We start from the raw sequence: 13,632 nt of genomic DNA, 5'->3' as shown, positions 1-13,632 counted from the left end.
CCCCGCTCCCCTCTATAGCTTCAGTGCTTCATCCCTTACCCGCTCCATGAACGTGGTGACGGTCTGCTGGCGTTTTTTCTTGCTGCCCGACAGCAGCATCGCTTTGCCCATCAAGCCTTTGCCTTTATTAGTGCCTTCATAGATGAACTTTGTGCGATTTTCCCCTTCCCTCACCAGCGTAAACGAATAAAACACTGTGAAGCTTTGCCCCATCTCAAACTGGGTCTGTTTGAGTTTTTTATCCGGACTGTCCGCATAGCCTACGGTCTCAATGATGTAGGTCTGCAGCTGAGTGCCTTCGTGATAGCTTTGTGCGTGTTTGGCGCCAAGCTGGTCATTATCGTTTTCCAGCAGGATATGCTCCTCGACTTTCGGCATCAGCTTTTTGATGTTGTCATCCCGGAACAAACTCCAGACTTTTTCGATATCGGCATCAATCATCATTTCTTCTTTCCATTTCACCATGGGTGTTCCTCCTTCGGTCTAACTTGCTCTCAGTCATTATCCCATTCCTGCCCCAAAGATTCACGTCCGGTTGCTTCCGTTTCAGGGGACTGTGGCATACCTGTTCGAGTTCTCCGGATTTCCGCTCACTTGAAATAATCGCCAGCACCTTTATAATGGGAAAAGGAACGGAGTGATTCGGTGAAGACCGCGACCATATTGATTTTATTCATAATTGCGATGCAATTGATAACTGCCGCAAATGCCCTGCTGTTCAGTGGAGCGCTGGGCGATCTCGTTTTCTGGTTCAATTCATCTCTATTCATGGGGGCATTGGCTGTTTATGTTTACCGCATGGACAAAGGCAAAGCAGCGGCCGGGAAAAAATAAAAAGCAGCAAAGACGTTTTGCGTCTTGCTGCTTTTTATTTTTCGATTGCCTATCGTTTGCTGACTGTTTTTTCGAGATGGCTGATCTGATTGTAGTTTCGGATGATCCAGTTGTCTTCATGAAAATGGATGTGGCTGAGGCAGGCATTCAGTAAGCGGGTTTTCCCGGAACCGATTTCACCGTCCGACAGCTCTCCAAGTATGGCGTTGATGACACCGCCATGGGAAACCAGCAGCACGCGCTGTTCTTTGTAACGGTCGTTGATGATCTTCAACCCCTGTGCCAGGCGTTCAGCAAATAGCTCATTGTCTTCCTGATTCGGATAATGCCTGTCCGGAAAAGTAAGTGCCCGCTCCTCATAGGTTAAGCCCTCTGCATCACCGAAATGCTTCTCCGCAAACTCTTCCATTTCAATCAGCGGCAAATCCAATGTTTCATTGATGATTTCAGCAGTACGACGGGCGCGCTGCAATGGGCTCGTGACGATCAGATCCCAGTTGGAGTCGGATAAATACGCCCCGCATTGAGCTGCCTGCTGGACACCTGCCTCGTTCAACGGAATGTCGGTTTTTCCTTGAATTTTTCCTCGTGCATTCCAATCGGTCTCTCCGTGACGTACCAAGCATACGATGGTCATATTTATTCACCCCTTTAGTCAATCGTGTATTTCTTCATTTTACCATAAAGTCACCTGAGGCTCATCTATAAAACCTCTACTTTAGCAGCTACTCGGTCAGTAGCTCGACACCTCTAGCAAATTGCCGTCGGGATCTCGGAGATAGACCGAATCCATTTTCCCAAGAGCCCCGGTCCTTTTGACAGGCCCTTCTTCAATCTCGACACCAAGTTTAGCCAAATGGGCTGTGATTTCCTTGACTGAGCTTTCTGTAATAAAACAAAGATCCCCGCTTCCTGCTGTCGGCGTTGCCGCTTTCGGTTCGAACTCTTTGCCTGTTTCATGAAGGTTGATTTTTTGATTGCCAAATTTCAGCGCAGTCCGCCCTTCCCCAAAACGAATCACTTCCATACCCAGTACCTGTTCATAAAATCTGCAGCTTTCTTCGATGGATGACACCGTCAAGACCAAATGATCCAAATGCGTGATTTTCATCCAGACACGTCCTTCATAAGTAGTTTTCCTGATGTATACCCTCTTTTTAACGTAAAAGCTTGTTTTGAACTGATTTTGTATTAGCCTTATGTAGATAATTACATTTATAAACCCAAACCCCATTTTGCCATCAAAAAAAGCCCCTATGGCTATCAGGGGCTGCCACACATCGGTTATTCCTTTAATTCGACGACAAAGGTGGTCATTTCTTTGATCTTGCCTTCATCTTCATCGTCCAATACATAAAAATCGCAATAGGCATAAATTTTCGGGACATCCCCTGTGCCTTTTCGGATCATCTTTCCTTTGAGCGCCGCTTCTCTGCCATTGGTCAAGGACAGCTCGGTGGTGTATTCCATGTCCGTATAGCCATCATCCACGCCGAATGCCACATCGAGAAATGCCTGCTTGCCTTTGATCGGTTCTGACCCCACTATGGTCCAAACGATGTCTTCCGCAATGCTCTCTTCTATGAATTGGCGGTCTCCCTGAAAGAAAGCCCCATTGAATTGCCGGAAAAAATCCGTGTTTCTTGCCGTTTTCATCGCCAGCCGCTCCTTCCGGTCCTTTTTTCCTTTCTTTGTATTTCTTCCGTTTAACGGTCTGCAGAACTCCCGCTTGAAACAACGGAAGATCCGCTGGTAATTCCCCTTTTCTTGGATAACCATTAGATAATAGCAACTGCCGGCCAACTTGCATACTTGCTGTGAGACTTTTCACCTCTTCCCGATCAATTTCCCCAGTGCACCGGTTCCGGACTCTTCAATTGCATCGTAGTATTCAATACCCCATTCCGTTTGAAAACATACGCGAAAACCGCTGCCGCTAAGATTTATTTTGCATTAAATGACTCAAAAAAACCGCTCCAGGTTACGCCCTGAAGCGGTTGTTGATTATGCGGCAACGGGAACCCGTTTTTTCAATGAGCCAGCGACAAGTGCGGTAACGACCGCTCCTGCCAGAATGGCCACCACGTACATCAGAATGCTGGCAACCCCTCCATCGACGAGACCGATGACGAACACGCCGCCGTGAGGAGCGCGCAATCCGATGTCAAACAGCATGACCATGGCACCGGTGACCGCCGCTCCAGCTACTGAAGCCGGAATGACGCGGGCAGGGTCGGCTGCAGCGAACGGGATGACGCCTTCGGTGATAAAGCAGGCACCCAGCACATAAGCGGTCTTGCCGGCTTCACGTTCCGGTCTGGTGAATTTGTTTTTGAAAAGTGTCGTAGCAATCGCCATGCCCAGCGGCGGAACCATTCCGGCCGCCATGACGGTCGCCATGAAATTGAAATTCTGCGCATCCAGCATCGCAATGCCGAATGTATAGGCCGCTTTGTTGATCGGGCCGCCCATATCGATAGCCATCATGCCGCCGAGCAGCAAACCGACCAGCACCAGATTCGTGCCGCCTAAACTTTCAAGGAAAGCGGAAATGGTCGTATAGACTTTCGTCAGCTGTGGATTGACGAGCATCATGATGATGCCGGTGATGGCAATCGCAAAGACCGGATAGAACAGTACCGGTTTCAAGCCTTCCAGTGCATCGGGTAAACCCGCAAACGCTCTTTTGACCAAAAGCGTCACATAACCGGCCAGGAATCCGGCGATCAATCCGCCGAGGAATCCCGAACCGCCGCTTGCTTCTTCTACACCGGTGACAGTAATGGCAATCAATCCGCCGATCATACCCGGCGCAAACCCGGGACGGTCGGCAATGCTCATGGCGATAAAGCCGGCCAGTACCGGAACCATCAAGAAGAAGGCGTTGCCACCGCCGATGGTGCTCAGCATGGCCGCAAATTCATTGTATTCAGGACTGTCAGGGTTGGAGGCGTTGATGCCCCAGAAGAACGAGATAGCGATCAAAATCCCGCCGCCGACAACAAACGGCAGCATATTCGAGACCCCGTTCATCAAATGCTTATAAAACCCGCCTTTGGTTTCCCCGGCGTCCGCTTCATCTTTCGACTTGTCATGCTTATAGGTCGGGGCATCTCCGGTTACGGCACGGTTCAACAGATTGTCCGTTTCATAGATGGCTTTGCCGACTGCGGTCTGGATGACCGGTTTGCCGTCGAAACGGCCCATATCCACTTTCGTGTCGGCTGCAACGATGATGGCATCCGCTCCCGCAATGTCTTCATCGGTCAAGCGGTTTTTCACGCCGCTCGAGCCGTTGGTCTCCACTTTCAAGGCGATGCCCAGCTCTTTTGCGCGTTCGTTCAATTTTTCAGCGGCCATATACGTGTGCGCGATCCCAGTCGGACACGCCGTGACGGCCAGGATTTTCTTTTGCGTGCTGTCGACGGGGATGTTTTCAGCTGCCTCTTCCGGTTCTTCCAAAGAAGCCTCTTTATCGGTCACCACCTGCAAGACTTCCTGTTTGGATTGCGCAGCGAGAATATTCGTGCGGAACTGATTGTCCATCAGGTAAGTTGCGAGGCGTGACAGCGCCTCCAAATGATCGTCATTGGCGCCTTCAGTAGCGGCGATCATAAAGAACAGATTGGCCGGCTGGCCGTCGAGCGATTCAAAATCAAGTCCATCAGGCGCACGACCGAAAGCGATGGCTGGAGATTTCACCGCCGCCGACTTGGCGTGCGGGATGGCGATGCCGTCTCCGATGCCGGTGGTGCTTTGGCTTTCGCGTTCGAGTATGGCTGCGGTGAACGCACGTCTATCGGCCAATTTGCCTGCGCGCTCCAATTGGCCGGCAAGTTCTTCCAGTACTTCTTGTTTTGTCGAAGCGGTAAGGTTTAAGATGATGGTTTCTTCTGTCAACAGCTGAGTGATTTTCATGTGGTCACACCCTTTTCTTCGAATGGATAAATCTTTACTTGGTCAAGCAGCCTTTCTACGTCTTCCCTGCGGCATAAATCCGACCGGAAAGCGGTCGCACTCCCACTGGCTACTCCGTAGCGGAAAGCGAGCTCCGCGTTCTGATCGGTGGCGTAGGACGCGATGAACCCCGACACCAGTGAATCGCCGGAACCAACGGTGTTGACCACGGTTCCTTGAGGTGCTTTGGCGATTAAAGCCTGGTCTTTTGTGACAAGCAGCGCACCGCTCCCGCCCATGGAAACGACAACATGTTCCGTGCCGCGCTCCACCAGTTTTTTTGCGTAGCGGAATGCTTCCGGCACTGTGGTAATTTCCACACCGAACAGTTCACCCAGCTCTTGTTGATTGGGTTTTGCCAGAAACACCGGGGCGGTAATCAGGCTTTCCAGCGCAGGCCCTGAAGTATCCAATACAAAACGGACCTTATTGGCTTGGCAGATTTCCGCGAGTTCCAGAAAATAATCGGCGGCGATAGAGCCCGGCAGGCTCCCTGCCAGCACGAACCAATCGCCTTCAGCAATATTTTGTACTTTTTCCGTCAGGGCATCCAATTGGGCGGCATTCAGATTAGGCCCTGGACCATTCAGCTCGGTTTCTTGAGCCGATTTGATTTTGACGTTAATCCGGGTGATTTCCCCCGTTTTGATAAAATCGGTGTCAACTCCTTCGTTTTTCAAAAACTCCTCTATATAATGTCCCGTAAAGCCTCCGGCATAACCGAGTGCCCGATTAGAGACACCAAGCCGCTTCAAAACCCGGGAGACATTGATGCCTTTTCCGCCGGGATAGTAATAGACTTCGTCGGAGCGGTTCAGTTTCCCGCTTTCAAATTCGGGTACATAAACTGTGTAATCGATGGAAGGCGTGATTGTGCAGGTGTATATCATGGTGCCACAACCTTTACTATTGTCTTTTTTTGGAGCCCAGCATTGGCTTCTTTGGAAATTTCATCTACAATTAAAGTGGCGCGATCCAAATCCATGATTTTGGCAAAACTGATTTTATTGGCTTTGGAATGATCAGCGAGCGCAAACGTCTTTCGCGATAAGGAGCTGGCCATCTGTTTGACAGCTGCTTCCTCTGGGTCCGGTGTGGTGTAGCCGTATTCCGGATGGAAGCCGTTGATGCCGAGAAAACAGATGTCGAAGCGGTAGTTCCGCAAAGCAGAGATGGTATGGGAGCCGACAAAAGCTCCGGTCCGGGGCTTCATCAAGCCCCCGGTCAAATAGGTCGTGATGCCTTGTTCATTAAGGGCTTCAACAAGCGTCAATCCGTTGGTGACGACCACCAGATCTTTGTCTTTCAAAAACGGAATCAATTGGAAGGTCGTGGTGCCCGCATCCAGGAAAATACTATCTCCCTGTTGGATCAGTGAAGAAGCGAATTCTGCAATCCTGATTTTTTCTTCCAGAAACTGTGTGGATTTGTCCGATATGCTAGGTTCCATCAGATTTTGTCCCGGCAAAATGGCACCGCCGAAAACGCGTTCCAATTTCCGGGAATGTTCAAGATCGGTCAAATCCCTTCGGATGGTCGATTCTGATGCGCCGGTGGATTCCACCAGCTCCTGTATTTTGACTGTCTGCTTTTCATCCAACAATCGTAGAATATAGGCATGACGTTCGTTGGTCAGCAAGTTCTCACCTTCTTTTTAATAGAGTAAAAGTTCTGTTAAATAGATAATACTTGAAATCGCTTCCACAATCAATCATAATCGTTCATAAGCAATCAAAAAACGCCATTTTAAAATTTACATTCACTCAAAACCCGTCACAATCGGTCAGTGGATACATAAATGGCTGCACCTACAAAAGGAGGAAATCAATCATGGTCGAAAAACAATTTACAATTACAGATGAAGCAGGTATGCACGCACGTCCGGCATCCGCATTAGTTGGAGCGGTGTCAAAATTCAAATCGGATATCACAATCGAACACAAAGGCAAAAAAGTGAACTTGAAATCCATCTTGGGCGTTATGTCCCTGGGTGTTCCAAGCGGTTCAGTCGTCACGATCGCAGCTGATGGCGAAGACGAAAACGAAGCCATCGAAAAAGCGGCCGACGTCATGAAAGCAGAAGGGATCTCAAACCAATGACACAAACAATGTCCGGAATAGCAGCATCAAATGGCATCGCCATCGCTAAAGCTTTTCGCTTGGAAAATCCGGAATTGAATGTTGACAAACGGACGATTTCGGATACCGACAGTGAATTGGAGCGATTAACTTCCGCCTTGGAGCAATCGATCACCGAACTGGAAGCCATCCAAAAGAAAACCGCAGAACAGATCAGCGAAAAGGAAGCGGCGATTTTCGGCGCTCACCTGCTGGTCCTGAGCGACCCTGAACTGGTCGGACCGATTACCGAGCGCATCACCGCGGACAAAGTCAATGCGGAGTTCGCCTTGCAGGAAACGACGGATATGTTCATTTCCATGTTCGAAGCAATGGACAATGACTATATGAAAGAACGCGCCGCGGATATCCGTGACGTCAGAAAACGGGTTCTTGCCCACTTGTTAGGCGTCACGATCCAAAGCCCGAGCATGATTTCAGACGAAGTCATCATCATCGCGGAAGATTTGACCCCATCCGATACCGTTCAATTGAACGCCGAGTTCGTCAAAGGCTTCATCACCGATATCGGCGGACGCACTTCCCATTCGGCGATCCTGGCGCGGACGCTGGAAATCCCCGCCGTGGTCGGCGCGAAAACGGCGATGGCCGACATAAAGAACGGCATGACGGTCATCGTCGATGGCTTGGATGGGACGATTCTGATCGACCCGGAAGTCAGCGTCATCGAAGAATACAAAAACAAGCAAACGGCCTATGACCAGCAAAAAGCGGAATGGGCCGTATTGAAGAACGAAGCCACCGTAACTGCGGATGGCCAAGCCGTTGAACTCGGTGCCAATATCGGAACGCCGAAAGACATTGCCGGCGTTGTCGATAACGGCGGCGAAGCGATCGGCTTGTACCGCACGGAGTTCCTTTATATGGGACGCGACCAGTTCCCGACAGAAGACGAGCAGGTTGAAGCCTACGCCGCTGTCTTAAAAGGCATGCAAGGCAAACCAACCGTAGTCCGCACTTTGGACATCGGCGGCGACAAAGAGCTGTCCTACCTGGACTTGCCGAAAGAACTGAACCCATTCCTTGGCCTGCGCGCAATCCGCCTGTGCCTGGAAATGCCGGATATGTTCCGGACGCAGCTGCGTGCCCTGCTTCGGGCCAGCGTCCACGGGAACTTGAAAATCATGTTCCCGATGATTGCGACAGTCGATGAATTCCGCGCTGCGAAAGCCTTGCTGCTGGAAGAGAAAGCGAAACTGCAGTCTGAAGGCGTGGAAGTCAGCGAATCGATTGAAGTCGGCATCATGGTCGAGATTCCATCGACCGCTGTCATGGCGGATACTTTCGCCAAAGAAGTGGATTTCTTCTCGATCGGCACCAATGACCTGATCCAGTACACGATGGCCGCTGACCGCATGAATGAAAGTGTGTCGTATTTGTATCAGCCATTCAACCCGGCGATTTTGCGCCTGGTGAAAATGGTTATTGACGCTTCTCACCGCGAAGGAAAATGGACCGGCATGTGCGGGGAAATGGCCGGGGACGAAATTGCGATTCCGATCCTTCTCGGACTGGGTCTGGATGAATTCTCGATGAGCGCTTCATCGATTCTGAAAGCCCGTTCACAGATCAGCAAACTTTCCAAAGCGGAAATGGCCCAGCATACAGACCAGATCCTGGCGCTCAGTACTTCCCAGGAAGTCGAAGATTATGTTAAGAAACTTTCCGCAAAATAAAAAACGAGCCAAGGGATCTTTTCCCTGGCTCGTTTTCTTTTGCTTAAAAAGGGTTGGTTGCCCACTGGCTTGATGTTGGAATAAAGATCCGCGGATGCAATTTCAACTGCGCGACCATATATTCCGCCAGGTCCTCCGGCTGCATGAACTTTTCTTTTTCCTGAGCTGTTTCGCCTTCCTTGTGCGTCAAATCCGTTACCACACGGCTCGGCGTCAAAGCAAAAACGCGAATGTTCTGCTTGCGGACTTCCTGCGACAAAGCTTCCGTCATTCCCAGCACACCAAATTTCGAAGCACTATAGGCACTCGATCCAGCTGTTCCGCGCAGACCTGAACTTGAGGAAATATTAATGATGTCTCCCCTGTTTTTTTCGATCATCTGCGGCAGGACAGTTCTCGTGACGTAGTACATGCCCATCAAGTTAACGTCAATGACCCGTTTCCATTCCTCCGGCTCCAATTCCAAAAACGGGCCGTATTTGCCGATTCCGGCATTATTGATCAATATATCTGCAGTTCCAAGTTCTTTCGTCAATTTTTTCACGGCCGCCTCCACCTGCTCTAAGTCGGAAACATCCGCTACTGCATATGCTGCACGTCCACGAAGCGATTTGATTTCAGCAGTCAGCTTTGCTAAATCCGCTTCTGTACGCGCAATCAGCCCAACATTGACCCCTTCATTCGCCAAAGCCAGCGCCGTTGCGCGGCCGATGCCTTTTCCCGCTCCTGTGATAAAAGCCGTTTTTTCTGTCAATACTTGCATAATGTAAAACTCCACCTCTCACTAATCTGTCCCATTCATTATTGTTTCAACGAAAAACTTGCACGCTTTTTCTTTACCCCTAACAGGACGGGGAATAAACAGCCTAAAAATAAAAAAGGTTTATGAATAATTCTAATGAATATTCAATAAAAAAATCAGCCCATTCTTTATTATTCATAATTTTTATGAATATTTTAAAGGTGTATTCAGAGGTGATTTCAAAAGAGACGCCGAACAAATAGGCCCGGCGCCTCTTTCTATCTCCTAATTTCGAAAAAGTTCATGAATAACTTTATTCATCCGTATCGTTTTCTTCTTTTTCTTGCCGGTCTGTCTGCTCTTCCGCTTCAAAATCAGGAAGCTGCTCTTCAGGAGTACCGGTGAATTCTTCTTTGTCCTCTTCTTCGGCGTTCTTCTTCTTATCCTTATTCATGTTCTGGCTCCTCCTTATGATTGTGGTTACATTTAGAATACCCCTCTCCGGAATTCTTTAATCCAGATTCCTTATCTTTGGGTTGACGCGAAGGGTCACACAAAAAAACTGTGCATAAATGCACAGGTCTAAACTTGTTGCTGCTTTGACAAGGTATCGAGAATCCCCATGGAACTGACCTGCATATCCAGCCGGATATAGGGATAGACTTCGTGGTCATCCGGTACGTTTTGGGTTCTTAAGTAAGCCTGAACCCGGTCAAACATACGCTCGGCCAATTGATCAGGCGCTAGTTGTGCAGCCATTGCCGCTTTTCCTTCTTCCAGAAAAACCTGGAGCCATTCCTCGGATTGGCGCAGCGCTTGTTCAGGCTGGTCGGATTTGCTGAAATGGCCGTAATAGATGGCATCCAGCTTTGCGGCAGAAAACCGGTTAATGGCGTTTTGCATGGCTTCCGGATTGAATTGGTTGGGCGATGTCGAAGGCAGGTACAGCTCAATTCCTTCCCGAACCAATTGGTCATAGCGGATCCCCACTGTATCGCCGGCGAAAACCCCGTTGCTTACGGGATCATAGATACTGAAATGGTGGTTGGCATGTCCTGGGGTATTCCAGAATTCAAGCGTGCACGAAGGACCGATTTCGAGTCCATCGCCTTCTGTCTTAATGAGCAGACGATCCTCCGGAATGGCGACAATCGGAGCGAATAACTGATCGAACTGTTCACCGTACACCATCCGTGCCCCTGCGATCAGGCGGCTTGGATCGGACAGATGCCGTGCGCCTTTCGGATGGACCACTACCTTGGCATTTGGACAATCCTGCAATAAAAGACCCGCCCCGCCGGAATGGTCCAAATGGACATGGGTGACGATTATGTATTTGACGTCTTCCAGGGCAAAGCCAAGCGCTGCCAGTCCTTTTTTTACGTGTTTGACCGATGGGCTTGGCCCGGTATCCACCAGTGTCAGTTCTTTTTCGTCGATGACATAAGTGCCCGTCCGCTCCGGCAACCCCAAGTCAAATCCGTCGATCAGGTGCATGCGTTCATTCAAGTGAATCGGTTGTTTGTCTTCCATTCTTTCCATCCCCTTTGCTTTATCAAACTTTAAGTCATAATAAGAATATTCTATCATTCAATTCACCTGCCTGCCCATTAATAGGATCTGCTTTTCAGGACCGCTGTACATTAATTAAAACCAGCGTGTCCTTTCCTGACTTCTTTTATAGCACTTTCATACTTCATGGGCTGGATTACTAAACAGTTCCTCGAATTATCAGAACACCCTGTTTTTTTGGCGAATATTTTGCAATCCATGAAATTCTTGAGTAACTTAGAAACTATAAGTAAATAAAATATAATTTTTTCAGCGAACAGGAGGAGAGCAGGAATGGCCCCACCAACTGGTACACCGCCTTTTTGGACGGCGGAACACGTAAAAGCGGCACTTCCCCAAAGAGGCGCAAACAGCCACAAAGGAAGCTATGGCACTGCTTTATTGATTGCCGGAACTGAAGAAATGCCAGGCGCTGCACTTCTCGCCGGACTTGGCGCTATGCGGAGCGGTGTCGGCAAGCTGGTCATCGCAACAGAAGCGGGAGCGATGGCGATGATTGTCCCACGTCTTCCCGAAGCCACCTATCTGCGGGATGGCATGCGGCGGATCGCAGAAAAAAAAGAATCTATCGATGTCTACCGAGCAGCGGCAATCGGACCCGGTACTAATCCGGACGCATTGACAGAAGATGCCGTGCGCGTCCTTCTTGAAAGTGGGCTTCCTGTGATTGCCGATGCGGGTGCTTTGAGCAGGCGTTCTTACCCCGAGCGTGAGGCTCCTGTCATTTTGACCCCGCACCCAGCTGAGTTTTCACGCATCACTGGCGTCGATGTACGCGAACTGCAAGAAAACCGGGCTTATCACGCTGCTGAATGGGCTGGGAGATTAGGCGCCACGATTGTCCTGAAAGGCAAAAACACCCTCACGGCTTTTCCGGATGGCGATACGTGGACCAATCCGACCGGCAACAGCGCCCTCGCCAAAGGAGGCACCGGAGACACGCTGACCGGCATGATGCTCGGGATGCTGTGCAGCCACAGCGACTGGAAGCATGCGGTGCTGAACGCCGTTCATCTGCACGGAGCCTGCGCAGACGAATGGATTCGGAGCCGCTCTCCCCACACCCTGTTGGCGCATGAACTGACGGACTTGCTTCCTGAGGTCTGGGCAAAATTCGAAGAATCATAAAAAACGGCTGAAAATGAATCTCCAGCCGTTTTCGATGGTTTTTTTATCAGATTTCATAGTCTTTCCTAATTTTCGCCACCAGCGCTTCACAGCCATCATTCACCAGTTCATACGTTTCTTCGAAATCCCCTGTGTAATAAGGGTCCGGCACATCCTTCAGATGGTCGGTCAAATCCAGGAAACGAAGAATTTTCGGGTGTTCCGGCTGGCCGAGCATCGAGCGGATATCAGCTATATTGGTTTGGTCCATCCCGATGATATAGTCGAACTTGTCGAAATCATCCTTATTCAGCTGGCGCCCTTTCATGCCATCCGCGGGGATTGCATTGTCCTTCAGGATTTTCAATGTTCCCGGATGCGGATTATTGCCGACATGCCAGTTTCCGGTACCGGCTGAATCCACTTCTACTTTATGCGACAATCCCTGCCGGTCCAGCTGCACCCGCAAAACAGCCTCCGCCATCGGGGATCGGCAAATATTTCCGAGACAAACAAACAATACGCGTATCATGCCTATTCCCCCTTTCCTGCCAGACTGGAAGAGACGATTCCGAGCTTGGCAACCTTTCATTTTGGTCCTGCAATTATAGCATTGAAGCTAGTGTTCACGCATCCCATGCAGCCGAGTCCGCTTGGAACGGAAAGAGATTTATCCTTCAAAAAGGTTTAGCGGGAGCCCGTTGCGGAATACTATATAAGAATCTAGCTTTTACGCATTGCTTCAGTCGCTTTGGATAGAGTTCCTAAGTAAGAGTTGTAAAACTCCTGCTTCAGCATCGCTTCGCTAGCTTCGAAGCAGAGTAAATAATCCAAACTTCCTAGCGAAGTTGATTTGTGGAATATCACCAGGCGAAGATTATTAGTTCAACTTATACTCGTAAAAACACCGAAAGCGAGGAATCCGATATGACTGCGCAAATCGAAACACTGCCATCGACCCAGTCGAAGGTCAATAACGCAACACCCGATCACATCAACCAAAAAATCGAACGGGAAACCGAAGCCCGCATCAACACATTCAAGCGAAAAGATCCTGAGGCGATCGAACAACGCATTTCTGAGCTGGAACAAGAATGGGATACCGAACGTGTCTTGGAAGTCAATATGGCTTCCCTTGCGCTGGCTTCTTCTATCATGGCCCTTACTGTCGACAAAAAATGGGCTTACTTCAGCGGTGCTGTCAGTGCATTCATGCTTCAGCATGCACTTCAGGGCTGGTGTCCACCGCTGTCGCTGATCCGCCGCATGGGCATCCGCACAATGAGCGAAATCAACCTTGAAAAACAGGCTTTGAAAGATTTGCTTGAGGATGAACATTATCCTATTTGAACCAGAAACCATAAAAACGGCTTGTCCCAAGTAGAAATGGGGCAAGCCGTTTTTATACCGCTATTCAGATTTTAAAATGCCGCTTACCGGTTGGTTTGTTGCGTACTAGTTTTTCTTTGTAAATTACCCACAGCAAATATACGATGCCGACGATACTCAATGAAAAAAAGGTGACCTGATAAGTATTCAAGCTGCTATGCATCATTATTTCTGCGTAGCGGAAACCATTCATCATAAAGATCAATACCGGCAACC

16 protein-coding genes are annotated in these 13,632 nt (G+C 49.4%); 5 read left to right on the top strand and 11 right to left on the bottom strand.

Annotated features, from left to right (window positions below; genetic code table 11):
- Positions 1-12 precede the first annotated feature (12 nt).
- Positions 13-465, bottom strand: a complete 453-nt coding sequence (locus ACRC6Q_RS09175) for an SRPBCC family protein (protein ID WP_223638788.1) — start codon at positions 463-465, stop codon at positions 13-15.
- A gap of 180 nt (positions 466-645) precedes the next feature.
- On the opposite strand from ACRC6Q_RS09175, the gene ACRC6Q_RS09170 reads away from it, so the two are divergent.
- On the top strand, positions 646-834 hold the full coding sequence (locus tag ACRC6Q_RS09170; RefSeq protein ID WP_431466365.1) for a hypothetical protein: 189 nt from the start codon (positions 646-648) through the stop codon (positions 832-834).
- A 49-nt stretch (positions 835-883) separates the two neighbouring features.
- On the opposite strand, the gene ACRC6Q_RS09165 is transcribed toward ACRC6Q_RS09170, so the two are convergent.
- The 6 genes from ACRC6Q_RS09165 to ACRC6Q_RS09140 form a co-directional block, all read right to left on the bottom strand.
- Positions 884-1,471 (bottom strand): histidine phosphatase family protein, encoded by a 588-nt coding sequence (locus ACRC6Q_RS09165; RefSeq protein WP_298828778.1) that lies wholly within the window; start codon positions 1,469-1,471, stop codon positions 884-886.
- Between the two features lie 96 nt (positions 1,472-1,567).
- Positions 1,568-1,945: a VOC family protein gene (locus ACRC6Q_RS09160; protein WP_223638782.1), complete on the bottom strand. Its 378-nt coding sequence runs from the start codon at positions 1,943-1,945 to the stop codon at positions 1,568-1,570.
- A 173-nt stretch (positions 1,946-2,118) separates the two neighbouring features.
- Positions 2,119-2,490, bottom strand: coding sequence for a nuclear transport factor 2 family protein (locus tag ACRC6Q_RS09155; RefSeq protein WP_298828771.1), 372 nt, complete (start codon positions 2,488-2,490; stop codon positions 2,119-2,121).
- Positions 2,491-2,838: 348 nt separating this feature from the next.
- A complete protein-coding gene (locus tag ACRC6Q_RS09150) occupies positions 2,839-4,752 on the bottom strand; it encodes a PTS fructose transporter subunit IIABC (protein ID WP_431466364.1) in 1,914 nt (637 codons plus the stop codon).
- Complete coding sequence (pfkB, locus tag ACRC6Q_RS09145; protein WP_223638775.1) at positions 4,749-5,681, bottom strand: 1-phosphofructokinase; 933 nt, start codon at positions 5,679-5,681, stop codon at positions 4,749-4,751. The genes ACRC6Q_RS09150 and pfkB overlap by 4 nt, the downstream gene beginning before the upstream one ends.
- Positions 5,678-6,430, bottom strand: coding sequence for a DeoR/GlpR family DNA-binding transcription regulator (locus tag ACRC6Q_RS09140; RefSeq protein ID WP_223638765.1), 753 nt, complete (start codon positions 6,428-6,430; stop codon positions 5,678-5,680). Before ACRC6Q_RS09140 ends, pfkB begins: the two co-directional genes overlap by 4 nt.
- A 191-nt stretch (positions 6,431-6,621) precedes the next feature.
- Here ACRC6Q_RS09140 and ACRC6Q_RS09135 point away from each other — a divergent pair, with 191 nt between their 5' ends.
- The gene (locus ACRC6Q_RS09135; protein WP_223638763.1) at positions 6,622-6,891 is read left to right on the top strand and encodes a phosphocarrier protein HPr; all 270 of its coding nucleotides are present in this window, start codon (positions 6,622-6,624) and stop codon (positions 6,889-6,891) included.
- The gene (ptsP, locus tag ACRC6Q_RS09130; protein WP_431466363.1) at positions 6,888-8,606 is read left to right on the top strand and encodes a phosphoenolpyruvate--protein phosphotransferase; all 1,719 of its coding nucleotides are present in this window, start codon (positions 6,888-6,890) and stop codon (positions 8,604-8,606) included. Before ACRC6Q_RS09135 ends, ptsP begins: the two co-directional genes overlap by 4 nt.
- A gap of 43 nt (positions 8,607-8,649) precedes the next feature.
- Here the strand turns inward: ptsP and ACRC6Q_RS09125 are convergent, their stop codons facing one another.
- The 3 genes from ACRC6Q_RS09125 to ACRC6Q_RS09115 all read right to left on the bottom strand — a co-directional run bounded on the left by ACRC6Q_RS09125 (position 8,650) and on the right by ACRC6Q_RS09115 (position 10,881).
- Positions 8,650-9,369 carry a 3-ketoacyl-ACP reductase gene (locus ACRC6Q_RS09125; protein ID WP_223638759.1) on the bottom strand — a complete coding sequence of 240 codons (720 nt, stop codon included), beginning with the start codon at positions 9,367-9,369 and terminating at the stop codon, positions 8,650-8,652.
- Between the two features lie 292 nt (positions 9,370-9,661).
- Positions 9,662-9,802: a hypothetical protein gene (locus tag ACRC6Q_RS09120; RefSeq protein ID WP_431466362.1), complete on the bottom strand. Its 141-nt coding sequence runs from the start codon at positions 9,800-9,802 to the stop codon at positions 9,662-9,664.
- Between the two features lie 128 nt (positions 9,803-9,930).
- On the bottom strand, positions 9,931-10,881 hold the full coding sequence (locus ACRC6Q_RS09115) for an MBL fold metallo-hydrolase (protein ID WP_223638755.1): 951 nt from the start codon (positions 10,879-10,881) through the stop codon (positions 9,931-9,933).
- A gap of 312 nt (positions 10,882-11,193) precedes the next feature.
- Here ACRC6Q_RS09115 and ACRC6Q_RS09110 point away from each other — a divergent pair, with 312 nt between their 5' ends.
- Complete coding sequence (locus ACRC6Q_RS09110; protein ID WP_431466361.1) at positions 11,194-12,048, top strand: NAD(P)H-hydrate dehydratase; 855 nt, start codon at positions 11,194-11,196, stop codon at positions 12,046-12,048.
- 46 nt (positions 12,049-12,094) lie between these two features.
- Here the strand turns inward: ACRC6Q_RS09110 and ACRC6Q_RS09105 are convergent, their stop codons facing one another.
- Positions 12,095-12,559: a low molecular weight protein-tyrosine-phosphatase gene (locus tag ACRC6Q_RS09105; RefSeq protein ID WP_431466360.1), complete on the bottom strand. Its 465-nt coding sequence runs from the start codon at positions 12,557-12,559 to the stop codon at positions 12,095-12,097.
- A gap of 395 nt (positions 12,560-12,954) precedes the next feature.
- Here ACRC6Q_RS09105 and ACRC6Q_RS09100 point away from each other — a divergent pair, with 395 nt between their 5' ends.
- Positions 12,955-13,377, top strand: a complete 423-nt coding sequence (locus ACRC6Q_RS09100) for a YgaP-like transmembrane domain (RefSeq protein WP_223638747.1) — start codon at positions 12,955-12,957, stop codon at positions 13,375-13,377.
- The last annotated feature ends 255 nt before the right edge of the window (positions 13,378-13,632 follow it).

Source organism: Planococcus sp. SE5232 (assembly GCF_050686535.1).
In the GTDB taxonomy this organism is placed as follows: domain Bacteria; phylum Bacillota; class Bacilli; order Bacillales_A; family Planococcaceae; genus Planococcus.
Note: the sequence above shows the minus strand (reverse complement) of the source record. Positions and strands in the feature narration are given on the sequence as shown.

Bases quoted from the DNA above. Each gene is read 5' to 3' on its own strand.
- ACRC6Q_RS09115 (WP_223638755.1), bottom strand. From the start codon at position 10,881: ATGGAAGACAAACAACCGATTCACTTGAATGAACGCATGCACCTGATC.
- ACRC6Q_RS09155 (WP_298828771.1), bottom strand. From the start codon at position 2,490: ATGAAAACGGCAAGAAACACGGATTTTTTCCGGCAATTCAATGGGGCT.
- ACRC6Q_RS09175 (WP_223638788.1), bottom strand. From the start codon at position 465: ATGGTGAAATGGAAAGAAGAAATGATGATTGATGCCGATATCGAAAAA.
- ACRC6Q_RS09105 (WP_431466360.1), bottom strand. From the start codon at position 12,559: ATGATACGCGTATTGTTTGTTTGTCTCGGAAATATTTGCCGATCCCCG.
- ACRC6Q_RS09120 (WP_431466362.1), bottom strand. From the start codon at position 9,802: ATGAATAAGGATAAGAAGAAGAACGCCGAAGAAGAGGACAAAGAAGAA.
- ACRC6Q_RS09160 (WP_223638782.1), bottom strand. From the start codon at position 1,945: ATGAAAATCACGCATTTGGATCATTTGGTCTTGACGGTGTCATCCATC.
- ACRC6Q_RS09125 (WP_223638759.1), bottom strand. From the start codon at position 9,369: ATGCAAGTATTGACAGAAAAAACGGCTTTTATCACAGGAGCGGGAAAA.
- ACRC6Q_RS09135 (WP_223638763.1), top strand. From the start codon at position 6,622: ATGGTCGAAAAACAATTTACAATTACAGATGAAGCAGGTATGCACGCA.
- ptsP (WP_431466363.1), top strand. From the start codon at position 6,888: ATGACACAAACAATGTCCGGAATAGCAGCATCAAATGGCATCGCCATC.
- ACRC6Q_RS09165 (WP_298828778.1), bottom strand. From the start codon at position 1,471: ATGACCATCGTATGCTTGGTACGTCACGGAGAGACCGATTGGAATGCA.
- ACRC6Q_RS09110 (WP_431466361.1), top strand. From the start codon at position 11,194: ATGGCCCCACCAACTGGTACACCGCCTTTTTGGACGGCGGAACACGTA.
- ACRC6Q_RS09150 (WP_431466364.1), bottom strand. From the start codon at position 4,752: ATGAAAATCACTCAGCTGTTGACAGAAGAAACCATCATCTTAAACCTT.
- pfkB (WP_223638775.1), bottom strand. From the start codon at position 5,681: ATGATATACACCTGCACAATCACGCCTTCCATCGATTACACAGTTTAT.
- ACRC6Q_RS09100 (WP_223638747.1), top strand. From the start codon at position 12,955: ATGACTGCGCAAATCGAAACACTGCCATCGACCCAGTCGAAGGTCAAT.